This is a genomic window from Hyphomonas sp. (assembly GCF_016125515.1).
In the GTDB taxonomy this organism is placed as follows: Bacteria; Pseudomonadota; Alphaproteobacteria; order Caulobacterales; family Hyphomonadaceae; genus Hyphomonas.
Window position 1 is genome coordinate 44358 of the sequence record NZ_WGLO01000002.1, and the last position, 13930, is coordinate 58287.

Consider the following 13930-nt stretch of genomic DNA (forward strand, 5'->3'; position numbering starts at 1 on the left):
GTGATTGACTACTGGAGTGGCACGACTTTCCCGCGCGCCATCACGAAGCTGACCGATTTCAGGATCCTGATATCCTTCAGCGGATCGCCTTTCACCGCAACGAGGTCTGCGCTCTTGCCCGGCTCGAGCGTACCAATCTCCTCAGTGAGACCCAGCAGGTCCGCCGCATTGATCGTGGCCGCCTTGATGGCTTCGACCGACGGCATGCCGAACTTCACCATCAGCTCGAATTCGTCGGCATTGCGGCCGTGCTTCGAGACACCGGCATCAGTTCCGAACGCGATCTTTACGCCGCGGGCGTACAGGATCTCGAGGCTCTTGCCAGTGATGTCGATGCGCCATTCGATCTTGGCACGGACGTCCGGCTCATAGGAGTCCGGATTGTTCTTGAGCCGCTCGATATATCCGTTCACGACCGAGAGCGTCGGCACATAATACGTGTCGGAGGCCGCAAAGGCTTCGATTGTTTCGGGATCGAGGATGGTGCCATGTTCGATCGAGTCGACGCCGACCTGCAGCGCCAGACGGATGCCATCTGCGCCATGCGCGTGCACCGCAACCTTCTTGCCGAACAGACGCGCCGTCTCAACGATGGCGCGCGCCTCGTCTTCAAACATCTGGCGGCCAAGGCCGGCGCCGATACGACTGTTGACGCCGCCCGTAGTGGCGAACTTGATCACGTCCGCGCCGCGCGCAACCTGCAGACGCACCGCGCGGCGGCAATCTTCTGCGCCGTTGCACGTGTTGCCGGCGCCGTTAAAATATTCCCGCAGTTCATCGCGGTAGCCGAGTGAGCCATCCATGTGGCCCGACGTGGTCGAAATGGAATTGCCGGCATCAAGGATGCGCGGCCCGGTCACCTGGCCATCGTTCACGGCGTCGCGCAGCGCCAGCACCGCGCCGTCGCCATCACCGAGATTGCGCACTGTGGTGAAGCCCGCGCGCAGGGTCTTCATGCTATTGTCCCAGGCATTGAATGCCTGCGCGGCGGACGAAAGCGTGACGTCCTCAAGCTGCGAAGCGATGCCGCCGGTGTCCGACGTAAGGTGAACATGGCTGTCGATGAAGCCCGGCAGGACATAGCTGTCCTTGAGGTCGATGACCTTCGCCTTCTTGTCCTTCGGCGCCTTGTAGCCGGCTTCGAGAGAAACGATCCGGCCATCGGTCACGATGATCGTGGTCTCGCCGAGCACCGTCTCTCCCGGGACTGCCATGACCTTGCCGGCCTGGATGTACGTTGTCTCGGCAAGCGCCGGAAGCGCCATCAAGAGGGCTGCCGTCGCAGCGGCCATCGTCTTGCGCGTCGTGTCGATCATCCCGTTTCTCCCATTACTGGCGACAAGCGTTAGCAAGCGATGGACTGCCTGAACAGGCCCGCGGGTCGAACGGCGGACTTGTGCATAAATGTTATCGGCGCGCGCGGCCTGAAAACGCTTCGCCCGCAGCCCTACATCGCGCTAGGATTTCAGAGGATTGGAGGAAGACCATGATCGAGCTCATCATCGACAAGCGCACCCGTGACCTTGGCGGCGGGTTCGAAGTTGGCCGCGTGCTGCCTTTCGCCAAGCGGCGGATGGTCGGCCCCTTCATCTTCTTTGACCAGATGGGGCCGGTGGATTTCGCCCCCGGCATCCCGCGCGAGCTGGATGTGCGGCCGCATCCACATATCGGCCTTTCCACCGTAACCTACCTCTATTCCGGCGCGATGACCCACCGCGACAGCCTGGGCTTCAAGCAGGAAATCAAACCGGGCGCCGTGAACTGGATGACCGCCGGCAAGGGCATCACGCATTCCGAACGGCTAGAATACGCCCGCATGAACGGCGCCCACATGCACGGCATCCAGGCCTGGGTGGCGCTGCCGAACGAGGTCGAGGAGATCGATCCCGGCTTCTGGCACCATCCCGCCGAGAGCCTGCCGACCTGGACCGAACCCGGAATCCGTGGACGGATCATTGCAGGCGCCGCCGAGGGACTTGATGCCGGCGTCAGGGTGAACTCTCCACTGTTCTACATGCACTGGGAGATGGACGCCGGCGCTTCGCGCGGCGTGCCCTCCGAATATCCCGAACGGGCAGTCTATGTGACGACCGGCTCTGCCGATATCGATGGACAGGTGCTTAACGCGGGCCAGATGGCCGTGCTAGGCAAAGGCGATGCGCGCGTTACGGCCCGCGAGCCCTCCACTGTGATGGTGCTCGGCGGCGAGCCGATCGGCGAACGCTTCATCTTCTGGAACTTCGTGTCCTCTTCGAAGGATCGGCTCGAGCAGGCCAAGTCCGACTGGAAACAGGGCCGCATGAAACTGCCCGATGGCGATACCGAAGTATTCACGCCGCTGCCGGAAGGCTGAGGCCCAACAGGACAACCGATATGAAGACCGAAACCGTCACGTTTGCGGGCGCCGCAGGGCAGACCTTGTCCGGCCGGCTTGAGCGGCCCGTGGGCGTACCCCGCGCCTGGGCCGTTTTTGCGCACTGCTTCACCTGCGGCAAGGAATCAGCGGCGGCCACGCGGGTCTCCCGCGCGCTCGCCAAGCACGGCTTTGCGGTGCTGCGTTTCGACTTTGCCGGCATCGGCCACTCGGACGGGGCCTTCGCTCAAACCACCTTCTCATCCAACGTGGACGATCTGGTTGCCGCGGCAGACTTCATCCGCTCCGCCTACGGACCTCCCTCCCTCCTCATCGGGCACAGTCTCGGCGGGGCGGCCGTGCTCGCGGCCGCCGGACGGATCGCAGACGCCGCAGCCGTAGTGACCATCGGCGCGCCCGCGGATGTCGCGCATGTGGAACAGAACTTCGCCGAAGCCGTCGACATGATTGAAGCGCACGGTGCGGCGGACGTGAAGCTGGGCGGCAAGCCCTTCACCATCAGCCGCGACTTCCTGCAGGACATCCGCAACCAGCCGCAGCTGGACCGCATCGCGGCGCTACGCAAGGCGCTGCTGATCCTCCACGCGCCGGGCGACAGTGTCGTCGGCATCGAGAATGCAACCGTCGTGTTCCGGGCAGCGAAACACCCCAAGAGCTTCGTCTCGCTGGACAAGGCCGACCATTTCCTGACCCGCCCAGAAGATGCGGCCTATGCCGCCGATGTGATTGCCGGCTGGTCGGCGCGCTATGTACCCATGCCGCCGATGCCCGTGCACCCCGAAGGTCATGTGGTCGCCGAGGAGACGGGCGATGGTTTGTATGCAAACCTTGTCCATTCCGGCCGGCATATGATCCTGGCGGATGAGCCCAGGGATGTCGGCGGTCAGGATCTGGGCCCCTCGCCTTACGACTTGCTTGCCGCCAGCCTTGCCGCCTGCAAGTCGATGACAATGCGGATGTATGCGAACCAGAAGAAATGGGACGTCACGCGCATTGCGGTCGCGGTGAAGCATGACAAGATCCACGCAGCCGACTGCGCCGATTGCGAAACGCGCGAAGGCAAGATTGACATGTTCACTGTCTCCATCACCCTCGAAGGCAATCTCGACGAGGCCCAGCGCGCGCGGATGATCGAGATTTCCGGGAAATGCCCAGTCCACCGTACGCTCTCAGGCGAAGTGAAGATCCGGACCCAGGTGACTGCTTGAATCGCCGGGCGGACCGATTGATCCGCTTCGCGGACCGGTTTGGATGGTGCGGGCGGCCGGGCTTGAACCGGCATGACCTTTCGGCCGAGGGATTTTAAGTCCCTTGCGTCTACCAGTTTCGCCACGCCCGCAGCACTGGTTAAGGCCCGAGGGTTAGGGCGCAGGCGCGCCGAAGGCAAGCCGGTCTGCCGGTTCCCCAGCCTCGCAAAGCGCGCTAAGGCTCAGCCAAAGAAATTTGGGGTTCGAGGACAAATCCATGACCGAGACGGGTGAGACAACCCCGCCGCGCCAGCCTTTGCCGTCAGATGCCGCAGGCGCCGCGCCGGCCTCAGGGCTGGGTGGACGCATCGGCCTGTTCCTCGGCCCCGCCCTCGGCCTCTTGATCGCGCTCCTGCCGGCGCCGGAGGGACTGGACCCTATCGGTCTGCGTGTGGCCGGGCTGCTCGTCCTGATGGCCGTCTGGTGGGCCAGCGAAGCGGTGCCGATTGCCATCACATCGTTGCTGCCACTTGCCATCCTGCCCCTGTTCGAGGTGATGCCTCTGAAGGCCGTCGCCGCGCCCTATGCCGACCCGACCGTGCTGCTCCTGTTCGGCGGTTTCATCGTCGCACTGGCGATCGAGAAATGGAACCTGCACCGGCGGATCGCGCTCAATGTGCTGATGGTGTCCGGCGCCCGTCTAAAGCTGCTCGCGGCGGGTTTCATGCTGACCACAGCGCTCCTGTCGATGTGGATCTCCAACACGGCCACCAGCCTGATGATGGCGCCCATCGCCATGTCGGTCGCGCTGGCGGCAGGGGGCGGCGCACGGCTCGCCGGTGCGCTCCTGCTCGGCGTGGCCTATTCTGCCTCCATCGGCGGCCTCGCCACCCCGGTCGGCACACCCACCAACCTGATCGCCATGGGTTGGCTGGCCGAGAATGCCGATATCGAGATCTCCTTCCGGGAATGGATGTCGTTCGGCTTGCCCATCGTCGGGCTGATGCTGCCGGCGGCCTGGATCGTCGTGACCTGGGGGCTGAAATCGAACCCCGCCGGCGCCCGGGCGGCGCATGCAGAGATCAAGTCCCAGCATGCCGGCCTCGGCCAAATCTCGACGCCCGAGGCGCGCGTCGCGATAGTGTTTGCCGTCATCGCATCAGCCTGGATCTTCCGGGAGCAGCTGGTGAAACTGCCGGGCCTCGCCGGTCTTACCGACATGGGTATCGCCATCATCGGCGCGGTCGTGATGTTCCTGGTGCCACATGGGGATTCGAAAACATCCGAGGCAGGCCGGGGCTTCGCGCTGCTCGATTGGGACGACGGCAAGTCCATCCCTTGGGACGTTGTGTTGCTTTTCGGGGGCGGCCTGTCGATTGCAGCCGCTGTCCAGGCATCCGGCCTCGCCGCCTGGCTGGGCACCTCGCTGGCCGGCCTTGGCGCCTTGCCACCGGTACTGCTGATCCTCGTGATCGTCGCGCTGCTCATCTTCCTCACGGAGGTGATGTCCAACGTGGCCGCTATGACAACTTTCCTGCCCGTGCTTGGCGCGCTCGCCACCGCCACGGGAATCGATGTCACCACCCTGGTGATTCCCTGCGCCATGGCAGCGTCCTGCGCCTTCATGCTGCCGATTGCGACCGGACCCAACGCCGTTGTGTTCGGCACGCGGCAGCTGTCCATCGCGCGCATGGCCAAGGCCGGACTGTGGCTGAACATCGCCTGCATCGTGATCGTGACCCTGTTTTTCGGGGCATGACATAAATCCGGAACAAAGTTTTCGGCTATTGTCATAAAAGCTCCATCAACGCGGACTAGGGCGTGCGCATCAAACAGCGGCCTCGCAGAAGCGACGGCCGGGATGCAAGAGGAACCCGTGATGTTTCGTAAACTCCTGATCGCTACCGTCGCGGCCGCCGCAATTGCGCCATTCGCCATCGCTGAAAACCAAGTGTGGACCAGCCTTGAGCTGAAAAAGAAGTCCGAAATCAACTCCAAGTTCGAATATACGCTGAACTCTGAAGTTCGATTTGACCCGGATGGCGACACCGAAACCATCGTCCTGCGGCCCGGCGTTGGCTACAAGGTAAATGACACGCTCAAACTCAGCGGCGGCTATCGCTTTTCGAGCACGCGGCGATCCGGCGACGACACGATTGAGCACCGCATCTGGCAACAAGCCGGCTACGATCTGTTTGAAGCCGGCGGATTTGAAGTGGCAGGCCGCACACGTCTGGAGCAGCGCTGGCGCGAAACGAACAACGATCTCGGCTGGCGCATTCGCCAGCAGATCTCGCTCGAACATCCGATTGAAGGCACCAAACTCAAGATCGGTTTGAGCGACGAAGCCATCTTCGGCCTGAATGACACCGCTTGGGGCAATTTTGAAGGGCTGCAGGAAAATCGCGCGAAGGCAGTCGTCAAAGGAAAAGTAGGCCGGGTAGGTTGGGAAGCGGGCTATCTCAATCAATACAAGAACGGCATCAATGGACGAGACGACGAAACGAACCATCACATCGTGATCGGCTTGTCCGCTGGCTTCTGAACCCAGCCCAATAAAAAAGCGCGCCCCGTTTCCGGAGCGCGCCCATTCAGTTCACTGCCGTTACGGCCGTGCGCAAGGCACGGCGCCGTCAGCTCGTCTGGACTTACGCCAGTTCGATCGTGCTCACGGCGATTTTGCCGGAGCGCTGATCTTTGGCCGTGTCGAAGTTGACCTTCTGGCCTTCGTTCAGGGTCGCGATGCCCGAGCGCTCAAGGGCGGTGACGTGAACGAACACGTCGTTGCCACCGTTTGCAGGCGCGATGAAGCCGAAGCCTTTTTGGCTGTTGAAGAATTTCACAGTACCGTTCGTCATAAAAGTAGTTCTCATACCAGTTCGTGGGCTGACAATGCGCCAGCCCTTGCATATCGAAGATTTGGAGGGGTTGTCTGAAACTGCACCCTTTTGGGGGAGCTGCGCCTGATTGTCCGGCCAATGTCGATTTGGGGCATATGCGCCCCGCGCCGCCAAATAGCAAGTTATTTATCTGTCAGGTTCGGAAACCGTCCGAATTCTGATTTTTTCAGTTAACGCGTTCGAAGACCGCAGCCAGCCCCTGCCCGCCACCGATGCACATGGTTTCAAGGCCGTAGCGGGCCTCGCGGCGGTCCATTTCGCGCAGCAGCGTGGCTAGGATACGCCCGCCAGTGGCGCCCACGGGGTGTCCCAGCGAGATGCCCGAGCCATGCACGTTGAGGCGTTCGAAGTCTTCCTTGGCAAAGCCCATGGCCTTCGTGCAGGCGAGCACCTGCGCCGCAAAAGCCTCGTTCAGCTCGATCAGGTCGACGTCCTTCAGCGTCAGACCGGCCTTCTTCAGTGCTTTCTCCGAAGACGGAACAGGCCCGATCCCCATCACCGCCGGGCCGACGCCGCCGGCCGCCCAGGACACGAGCCGTGCCATCGGCTTGAGGCCGTACTGCTCCGCCATCTCGCGCGTCATCACCAGGCAGGCCGAGGCGCCGTCATTCTGGCCGCTGGCATTGCCCGCAGTCACCGTTGCATCCGGGTCCTGCTTCAGGCGGATCGCACGCAGTTTGCCCAGCACTTCCACGGTTGAATCCGCACGCGGATGTTCATCCTTCGTCACCACCGTATCGCCCTTGCGGCCGGGTACCGTGACCGGAATGATCTCTTCATCGAACACACCGCTCCTTTGGGCGGCCACCGCCTTGGCGTGGCTGGCTGCGGCGAACTCGTCCTGTGCGGCGCGGGAGATCTGGTAATCGCGGCGCAGGTTTTCCGCCGTCTCCAGCATGCCGCCGGGCACCGGGAAATTCTTGCCGCCTGCCGTCACGCGCCCGGTGACCAGGCCATCATTGACGGTCATGTTGCCCTGGCCGAGGCCCCAGCGCCATTTGGTGGAATAGAATGGCGCATTGCTCATCGATTCCGCGCCGCCGGCGATCACGCAATCCATCGCGCCGGTGGCCACCTGCATTGTCGCGTTGATGATCGCCTGCAGGCCGGAGCCGCAGCGCCGGTCGATCTGCATGCCGGTTACTTCGACCGGAAGCCCCGCGTCCAGTGCTACCACCCGGCCCAGTGCCGGCGCATCCATGGAGGAATAGCACTGCGCGAAGATCACATCCTCGACCTTGTCCTTCGGCAGCTTTGTGCGCTCCATCAGACCGGCAACGACGGTGGCGCCGAGCACATGCGCATGCACGTCGCGGTAGGAGCCGCCAAAGCCGCCCACAGCCGTCCGCACGGGTTCACAGATCACTACGTCGCGCATGGCGGTCTCCCTCAATGATGTTTGGCCAAGGTGATAGGCCGACGCGACCACTCGGCGCAACTCCGATCCGGCCATGCCGTAACGGCATAGGTGTTAGCCAGAGGGCGAAGGCTGACAGCCCGGGCGTTGAGGCCCTATCTGCAGGGTAGAAGATACCCGGAGACCTGCCGATGATGGCCCCGATTTTTGTGTCCCACGGCTCGCCCACCTTGCTGTTCGACGACGTGCCCGCACGCGATTTCCTGCGCGAACTTGGCCGCACTCTGGCCCGGCCGAAGGCGATCCTCGTGGTGTCCGCGCACTGGGAAACCAACATCCCGGCCGTAAACGCCGTCGAGGTGAACGAGACGATCCACGATTTCGGCGGCTTCCCGCAGATCCTGTTCGACCAGCGCTATCCTGCGCCTGGCGCCCCGGCCCTCGCCGAACGGATCGCCGGCCTGATCCGCGCCGCCGGTCTTCCTGCCGGCATCGACACCGCACGTGGGCTGGACCACGGCGCCTGGGTGCCGCTGAAGCTGATGTATCCCGCCAATGACATTCCAGTACTCCAGCTGTCGGTGCAGACGGCGCTTGGCCCGGCGCATCACCTGAAGCTGGGCAAGGCGCTGCGCCCCCTGGCAGACGATGGCGTCCTGATCCTTTCGAGCGGCAGTTTCACCCACGACCTGCGCTCGGTCGCCTGGCGCGGCCCGAACGAGGAGCCGGCCTGGGTGCGCGGATTTGCGGACTGGATGGTCAAGGCGCTGGCGGAGGGCCGCACGGACGATCTGGTCAACTACCGCCGCCTCGCCCCCCACGCGGCGCGCAACCACCCGACCGAGGAGCATCTCCTGCCCTTGTTCGTCGCGCTCGGCGCCGGCGCAAGTGCCCCGGCCGCACACCTGCACCAGTCGCTGACCTTCAGCGTACTGAGAATGGATGCCTACGCCTTTGCGGACTAGCCTTGCTGGTCCCGCCCGCGCGCGGTGACCTGCTTGCGCGCTTCCTCGACCGCTTCGGCAGACACCGACTCCGCGTGCTCGATCGAGCGCTTCACTTCTTCCTTCATCGCGGCGGCGAAGGTCATGCCGAAGCCGTCATCGATCAATGCCTTGTACTTCTTCAGCAGGACGGGCTGCGTGCCTGTCATCTCGGTCGCGAGCTGCAGCGCGGCGGGCACCAGTTCAGCGGCCGGATAGACGCGGTTCACGAGACCCCAACGCTCGGCCGTGTGGGCATCTAGGAAGTTACCGGTGAAGGAGAGTTCCTTCGCCCGGCTGATACCGATCAGGCGCGAAAGTTTCTGCGACAGGCCCCAGCCCGGCACGATGCCGACGCGGGCGTGCGTGTCGGCGAACTTCGCGTGCTCCGACGCGAACAGCACGTCGCACATCAGCGCCAGTTCGAAACCGCCGGTGATGGCGAAGCCGTTGATCGCGCCGATGATCGGCCAGGGATAGGCCTCCAGCGCGGCCGCCATGTTGATCGACTTGGAGTCCTCGTCCGCGCCGAGGGCAAAGCCGGTTTGCCCGGCTTCCTTGAGGTCGATGCCCGCCGTGAAGGCGCGCCCGGCTCCGGTCAGCACCACCGCGCGGATCGACTCGTCCTGCCTGAGTTCGTTGAACACGCGCACGATCTCAGCCCGCAGCGCCCGGTTCAGCGCGTTCAGCGCGTCCGGCCGGTTCAGCGTGACAAGGGCGACAGCGCCGTGGCGCTCTGTGAGGACAATGTGTTCAGACATGACGGCAGTTTCCTTGCGGCTCGGGTAAGATTTCGGTGATACCGCCAGCCCTCGCCATACGCAAAGGCTGACGTCGGGGCGTGTCAGGCCTTCGACTTGGCCTTGGTCACCATGCGGTAGACGCCGATTCCGGCCCCCGCCAGCGCCAGGATGGCGCCAAGATAGAACAGGTCCATCTTGAGCGGCGTGATCCAGGCTTTCGGCTCCAGCAGATAGGCCGCGCCAGACAGCGTCAGCCATTGAAGCGTGTTCTCGGTGAGGTCGACGATCAGCACAGCCAAGCCGGGGATCGCCGCCAGTTTGCCCCATTTGCCGAAGAAACGCAGACCCATGCCGGCGAAGAGGAGGCCGAACGACATCGGATAGGCCGTATCGAGCACCAGCGTGAGCCAGAAGTGCGCGCTGCGCTGGGCCGGCGTCATTGCCTCATACAGCGCCCGCGAGTCCGCCGGCGCAGACACCATGTCGAGATACTGGCCACCCACCATCGGCGCGAAGGCGCCGAATGCGAGCGTCAAACCGATCGTCAGCCCAAAGAGCGTCCAGAGAACGGGCGTGCGGGTGATAAAGCTCATGATTGTATTTCCGGTTCGACGCCCAGACTGCGCGCCAACGCTTCCAGCTGCGCCTGTACCCCGGCCAACGCCTCTGCATTCGTGGAACGCGCCACCAGCGCCACGCCATGATCCTCGTAACTGCCATACCAGGGATAAGACCCGATCCCCACACCCGGCGAAGCCTTCGCAATCTGCCCCAGCGCCTCAGCCAGATCGCCTTCGCGCAGGCCCTTGCCGCGCACGGTCACCTTGTGCACTACCGCGCCCGATTGCAGGCGCGGGCCGATATCCTCCAGCATCGCGCGGGCGATCTGCGGCACGCCGGCCAGCGTGAAGACGTTGCCGGTCTGGAAACCCGGCGCGCCGGACACGGGATTGACCACGAGGCGCGCCCCATGCGGCACGCGCGCCATGCGCCGCCGCGCTGGTGTGAACTCGGTGTTCATCGCCGCATAGCGCGCCGCCATGTCGCGCAGGGCATCGGGATGTTCCGAAATGCCGACCCCAAACGCCGCCGCGATTGCATCTGCCGTGATGTCGTCGTGCGTCGGGCCGATGCCGCCGGTGGTGAACACGTAGGTGTACTTCGCCCTCAGCACATTCACCGCCGCAACGATCTCGTCCTGGATGTCTGGCACGGTGCGTGCCTCACAAACCGGAATGCCGAGCGGCTCCAGGAACTGCGCGATCTGCTGGAGATTGATGTCGCGCGTTCGTCCGGACAGCAACTCGTCCCCGATCAGCAGCACGGCAGCGGTGGGCTGGGTCGTCATTTCGCGAGCGCCCCATAGGCCAGCTCGGTAGACTCGCCCCGGAAATCGACCACCGGGCCGCCCCGGCTGAAGCGTTGGATCATGCCGATGAAGATCAGGTCATTCGTGGGATCGACCCAGAACCATGTGCCCGCGGCGCCGCCCCAGAAATAGGAACCCGCTGCCTGCGGCCGGTTTGCCGCAGCCGGGTCCTCGATCAGCCCGAGGTCCAGTCCAAACGCCAGGCCCGCCGTCTCGGCATTGGCGCCTGTGCCGTCGGAGAACAACTCGGCGCCAGGCGGCAGCATGTTGGTCCGCATCAGCGCCACAGTTTCCGGCTTCAGAATGCGCACACCGTCCAGCTCGCCGTCGTTGAGCAGCATCCAGGTGAAGCGGGTATAATCATCCATCGTCGAAACCAGACCGCCGCCGCCGGACTCCATGCCAACCGTTTCCTTCCGGAAGGCGAGCTGCGGCACATCGAATGGCACGAGGCCGGCCACCTTGTCGGAATAGCCGAATACATCGCTGAACCGGTCGAGGTCCGCCTCGGGAACATAGAAGCCCGTATCCTTCATGCCGAGCGGATCGAACAGGCGCGTCTTGAGGAAACTTCCGAACGACTGGCCGGAAATCTTCTGCACAACATAACCCTGCACATCGACCGCTGCGCTGTACGCCCAAGCGGTTCCTGGTTGGAACAGCAGCGGCACGTCCGCCACCTTTTCGATAAAGGTCTCCAGGTCCGGAGATTCGAGAATCTTCTGGTCGCGGAACGCCGTGTTGGCCGGATCGGTGCCGGACAGGCCATAGGCGAAGCCTGCCGTGTGACTCATCACTTCCCGCATCGTCGGAATATGGTCGGCGTCAGTCAGGATAGGCTGGCCTGCGTCGTCCACGCCGGTCATCACCCGCAGACCGGCGAATTCCGGCACGAACTTCGTGATCGGGTCGTCCAGCGTGAACGCGCCCTCCTCGTAAAGCATCATCATCGCAACACCGGTGATCGGCTTCGACATCGAATAGATCCGGTAGATCGTGTCCTCTTCGATGGGCGCCTCGTCCGACGCGCGGCGGATGCCGGCGGTCAAATCGCTGACCACTTCGCCGTCCACGATGAGGCGCGTGGCAATGCCGCGCACGTCGCCGTCCGTCACGTATCGCGCCATCCGGGCCTCAAGCGCCGCGATACCGGCTTCGTCGATGCGGGGCGCAGGAGGGATTGTCTCGACCGGCGCCTCGGCCGCCAGGGCGACGGCAGGCGCCTCCACCGGCGCACTGGCGCACGCCGCCAGCACCAGAGCCGCCCCGGCCGCCAAAAGTGTCGAGATTGTCCGCATTGGCGCGCCTACCCCTCAAGATTGTCTGCGCCGTTAACTGGCAGCGACCGGCGATTTGGGCAAGGCATCCCGCAATAAGGGAGTGGAAAACAAGGGCCCGGCCTGCCATATTGCGGCCATGACAGATACAAACCTCCTTCTGCCCATGCGCACGGGCGAAATCCGCATCCACGACGCCGAAGGCTTCGAAGGCATGCGCCGCGCCGGCCGCCTCGTGGCGGAATGCCTCGACATGCTCGTGCCCGAAGTGAAGCCCGGTGTGACGACGGAACATCTCGACAAGCGCGTGTTCGAGTTCGTGCGCGACCATGGCGCCACCTCCGCCACCATCGGCTATCGCGGCTATCGCCATGCCTCGTGCATTTCGGTGAACCACGTCATCTGCCACGGCATCCCGGGCCCTAAGGCCCTGAAGGATGGCGATATCGCAAACATAGACGTCACGCTGATCATCGACGGCTGGCACGGCGACCACAGCCGGATGTACGGCGTCGGCGAAGTGAAACGCAAAGCCGAACGCCTGATGGAAGTGACCTATGAGGCCATGATGGCCGGCATCGCACAGGTGAAGCCCGGCAACCGCTTCGGCGACATCGGCGGTGCGATCAGCGAAGTGGCCCGCCTGAACCGGGTGTCGGTCGTGGACGATTTCTGCGGCCATGGTCTGGGCCGCCTGTTCCATGACGAACCGAACGTTGTACACTCCTCGGCCTATGGCACCGGCCCCGAGCTGATGCCCGGCATGTTCTTCACCATCGAGCCGATGCTGAACCTCGGCCGCAAGGACGCCGCCATCCTGCCGGATGGCTGGACCGCGGTGACCCGCGACCGTCAGCTGTCCGCCCAGTTCGAACACTCGGTGGGCGTCACCGAAACCGGCGTCGAGATCTTCTCGGCCTCGCCGAAGGGGTGGCACGAGCCGTACAAGGTTCGCCCCTGATGCGCCTTCCGGTCATTGCGGCCGCCGTCCTGCTTCTCATCACCGCCTGTTCCCGCGAAACGGGCAGCCCGGCGGTCGCCGACGCGTTGATCGCCGAAGCCGCGGACGGCGTGGTGACCTATCCGCTCAGCCTCGACCCGGCCTGCCGCGATGGACGCGCGCGCAGCTATGATCAGTGTTCGGACCAGTTCGAAATCTATTCCGCCGCGCTGGACAAGGCCCGGGCCGAGAACAAGACCCTGCTGGTCATCATCGGCGCCGAATGGTGCGGCTGGTGCCACACGTTCGACGCCCACCTGAAAGGCGCGACCGGCCGTTTCGATCACATCACTGCCCGCAAGCGCGGCGAAGTCAGCGCCGGCGCGCTCGCCCTCGTGCGCTATGTTGCGGACAATTTTGTTGTCGTGCACATCGAGGACGACTTTGCGCCCGGCGCCGACGACGTGATCCGCTCGGCCGGCGCCGAAGCCTATTTCCAGGAGTACTACCCCACCATTTTCGCGGTGGGTCCTGACGGGAAATTCGCGGCCAAGCTCGACCACAAGCTGGTGAAGATCCAGATCAACGGTCTCGGCGCCTATGCCGGCTACGACCGCGCCCTCGTCATCAAGGAACTCAAGCGCCTGCGCGCGGCAGCGCTTCGCACATGACCAACGAACCGCACCAAACGGCTGGCACGCGGCGCCACCGCGCTTGACGATTATGAAATCCTCGAAGTTCTGCTAATGGCGTTCATTCCGCGCCGCGACGTGAAGCCTATCGCCTAGGCCCTACAGGCC

Annotated in this window: 14 protein-coding genes and 1 tRNA gene; 7 read left to right on the top strand and 8 right to left on the bottom strand. The window is 63.9% G+C overall.

Annotated features, from left to right (window positions below; genetic code table 11):
• Positions 1–8: 8 nt before the first annotated feature.
• Positions 9–1316 (bottom strand): amidohydrolase family protein, encoded by a 1308-nt coding sequence (locus GC148_RS02235; RefSeq protein WP_291068399.1) that lies wholly within the window; start codon positions 1314–1316, stop codon positions 9–11.
• Between the two features lie 170 nt (positions 1317–1486).
• Here GC148_RS02235 and GC148_RS02240 point away from each other — a divergent pair, with 170 nt between their 5' ends.
• Positions 1487–2353 carry a pirin family protein gene (locus GC148_RS02240; protein ID WP_291068400.1) on the top strand — a complete coding sequence of 289 codons (867 nt, stop codon included), beginning with the start codon at positions 1487–1489 and terminating at the stop codon, positions 2351–2353.
• 20 nt (positions 2354–2373) lie between these two features.
• Positions 2374–3582, top strand: coding sequence for an alpha/beta fold hydrolase (locus GC148_RS02245; RefSeq protein WP_291068401.1), 1209 nt, complete (start codon positions 2374–2376; stop codon positions 3580–3582).
• A 44-nt stretch (positions 3583–3626) separates the two neighbouring features.
• Here GC148_RS02245 and GC148_RS02250 read toward each other — a convergent pair.
• A tRNA-Leu gene (locus GC148_RS02250) sits at positions 3627–3713 on the bottom strand.
• Positions 3714–3838: 125 nt separating this feature from the next.
• Here GC148_RS02250 and GC148_RS02255 point away from each other — a divergent pair.
• The gene (locus GC148_RS02255) at positions 3839–5320 is read left to right on the top strand and encodes an SLC13 family permease (RefSeq protein WP_291068402.1); all 1482 of its coding nucleotides are present in this window, start codon (positions 3839–3841) and stop codon (positions 5318–5320) included.
• A 120-nt stretch (positions 5321–5440) separates the two neighbouring features.
• Positions 5441–6106, top strand: coding sequence for a DUF2490 domain-containing protein (locus GC148_RS02260; RefSeq protein WP_291068403.1), 666 nt, complete (start codon positions 5441–5443; stop codon positions 6104–6106).
• A gap of 103 nt (positions 6107–6209) precedes the next feature.
• Here the strand turns inward: GC148_RS02260 and GC148_RS02265 are convergent, their stop codons facing one another.
• Positions 6210–6419, bottom strand: a complete 210-nt coding sequence (locus tag GC148_RS02265) for a cold-shock protein (protein WP_291068404.1) — start codon at positions 6417–6419, stop codon at positions 6210–6212.
• Positions 6420–6627: 208 nt separating this feature from the next.
• Positions 6628–7839, bottom strand: coding sequence for an acetyl-CoA C-acetyltransferase (locus tag GC148_RS02270; protein ID WP_291068405.1), 1212 nt, complete (start codon positions 7837–7839; stop codon positions 6628–6630).
• Between the two features lie 170 nt (positions 7840–8009).
• On the opposite strand from GC148_RS02270, the gene GC148_RS02275 reads away from it, so the two are divergent.
• On the top strand, positions 8010–8783 hold the full coding sequence (locus tag GC148_RS02275; RefSeq protein ID WP_291068406.1) for a class III extradiol ring-cleavage dioxygenase: 774 nt from the start codon (positions 8010–8012) through the stop codon (positions 8781–8783).
• On the opposite strand, the gene GC148_RS02280 is transcribed toward GC148_RS02275, so the two are convergent.
• From GC148_RS02280 to GC148_RS02295, 4 genes are all read right to left on the bottom strand, one after another.
• Positions 8780–9562 (bottom strand): enoyl-CoA hydratase, encoded by a 783-nt coding sequence (locus tag GC148_RS02280; RefSeq protein ID WP_291068407.1) that lies wholly within the window; start codon positions 9560–9562, stop codon positions 8780–8782. The two genes, GC148_RS02275 and GC148_RS02280, sit on opposite strands and share 4 nt — an antisense overlap.
• A gap of 83 nt (positions 9563–9645) precedes the next feature.
• Positions 9646–10137 (bottom strand): hypothetical protein, encoded by a 492-nt coding sequence (locus GC148_RS02285; RefSeq protein ID WP_291068408.1) that lies wholly within the window; start codon positions 10135–10137, stop codon positions 9646–9648.
• A complete protein-coding gene (locus GC148_RS02290) occupies positions 10134–10892 on the bottom strand; it encodes a molybdopterin-binding protein (RefSeq protein ID WP_291068409.1) in 759 nt (252 codons plus the stop codon). Before GC148_RS02290 ends, GC148_RS02285 begins: the two co-directional genes overlap by 4 nt.
• Positions 10889–12211: a serine hydrolase domain-containing protein gene (locus GC148_RS02295; RefSeq protein ID WP_291068410.1), complete on the bottom strand. Its 1323-nt coding sequence runs from the start codon at positions 12209–12211 to the stop codon at positions 10889–10891. Before GC148_RS02295 ends, GC148_RS02290 begins: the two co-directional genes overlap by 4 nt.
• A 118-nt stretch (positions 12212–12329) precedes the next feature.
• Between GC148_RS02295 and map the strand changes: the two genes are divergently transcribed.
• Together map and GC148_RS02305 are read left to right on the top strand one after the other, a co-directional pair.
• The gene (gene map / locus GC148_RS02300) at positions 12330–13151 is read left to right on the top strand and encodes a type I methionyl aminopeptidase (protein WP_291068411.1); all 822 of its coding nucleotides are present in this window, start codon (positions 12330–12332) and stop codon (positions 13149–13151) included.
• Positions 13151–13801 (top strand): thioredoxin family protein, encoded by a 651-nt coding sequence (locus GC148_RS02305; RefSeq protein WP_291068412.1) that lies wholly within the window; start codon positions 13151–13153, stop codon positions 13799–13801. Before map ends, GC148_RS02305 begins: the two co-directional genes overlap by 1 nt.
• The last annotated feature ends 129 nt before the right edge of the window (positions 13802–13930 follow it).

What these genes read in the sequence shown, in the direction of transcription:
- GC148_RS02235 (WP_291068399.1), bottom strand. Translation starts at nt 1,316, where the DNA reads ATGATCGACACGACGCGCAAGACGATGGCCGCTGCGACGGCAGCCCTC.
- GC148_RS02240 (WP_291068400.1), top strand. Translation starts at nt 1,487, where the DNA reads ATGATCGAGCTCATCATCGACAAGCGCACCCGTGACCTTGGCGGCGGG.
- GC148_RS02245 (WP_291068401.1), top strand. Translation starts at nt 2,374, where the DNA reads ATGAAGACCGAAACCGTCACGTTTGCGGGCGCCGCAGGGCAGACCTTG.
- GC148_RS02255 (WP_291068402.1), top strand. Translation starts at nt 3,839, where the DNA reads ATGACCGAGACGGGTGAGACAACCCCGCCGCGCCAGCCTTTGCCGTCA.
- GC148_RS02260 (WP_291068403.1), top strand. Translation starts at nt 5,441, where the DNA reads ATGTTTCGTAAACTCCTGATCGCTACCGTCGCGGCCGCCGCAATTGCG.
- GC148_RS02265 (WP_291068404.1), bottom strand. Translation starts at nt 6,419, where the DNA reads ATGACGAACGGTACTGTGAAATTCTTCAACAGCCAAAAAGGCTTCGGC.
- GC148_RS02270 (WP_291068405.1), bottom strand. Translation starts at nt 7,839, where the DNA reads ATGCGCGACGTAGTGATCTGTGAACCCGTGCGGACGGCTGTGGGCGGC.
- GC148_RS02275 (WP_291068406.1), top strand. Translation starts at nt 8,010, where the DNA reads ATGATGGCCCCGATTTTTGTGTCCCACGGCTCGCCCACCTTGCTGTTC.
- GC148_RS02280 (WP_291068407.1), bottom strand. Translation starts at nt 9,562, where the DNA reads ATGTCTGAACACATTGTCCTCACAGAGCGCCACGGCGCTGTCGCCCTT.
- GC148_RS02285 (WP_291068408.1), bottom strand. Translation starts at nt 10,137, where the DNA reads ATGAGCTTTATCACCCGCACGCCCGTTCTCTGGACGCTCTTTGGGCTG.
- GC148_RS02290 (WP_291068409.1), bottom strand. Translation starts at nt 10,892, where the DNA reads ATGACGACCCAGCCCACCGCTGCCGTGCTGCTGATCGGGGACGAGTTG.
- GC148_RS02295 (WP_291068410.1), bottom strand. Translation starts at nt 12,211, where the DNA reads ATGCGGACAATCTCGACACTTTTGGCGGCCGGGGCGGCTCTGGTGCTG.
- map (WP_291068411.1), top strand. Translation starts at nt 12,330, where the DNA reads ATGACAGATACAAACCTCCTTCTGCCCATGCGCACGGGCGAAATCCGC.
- GC148_RS02305 (WP_291068412.1), top strand. Translation starts at nt 13,151, where the DNA reads ATGCGCCTTCCGGTCATTGCGGCCGCCGTCCTGCTTCTCATCACCGCC.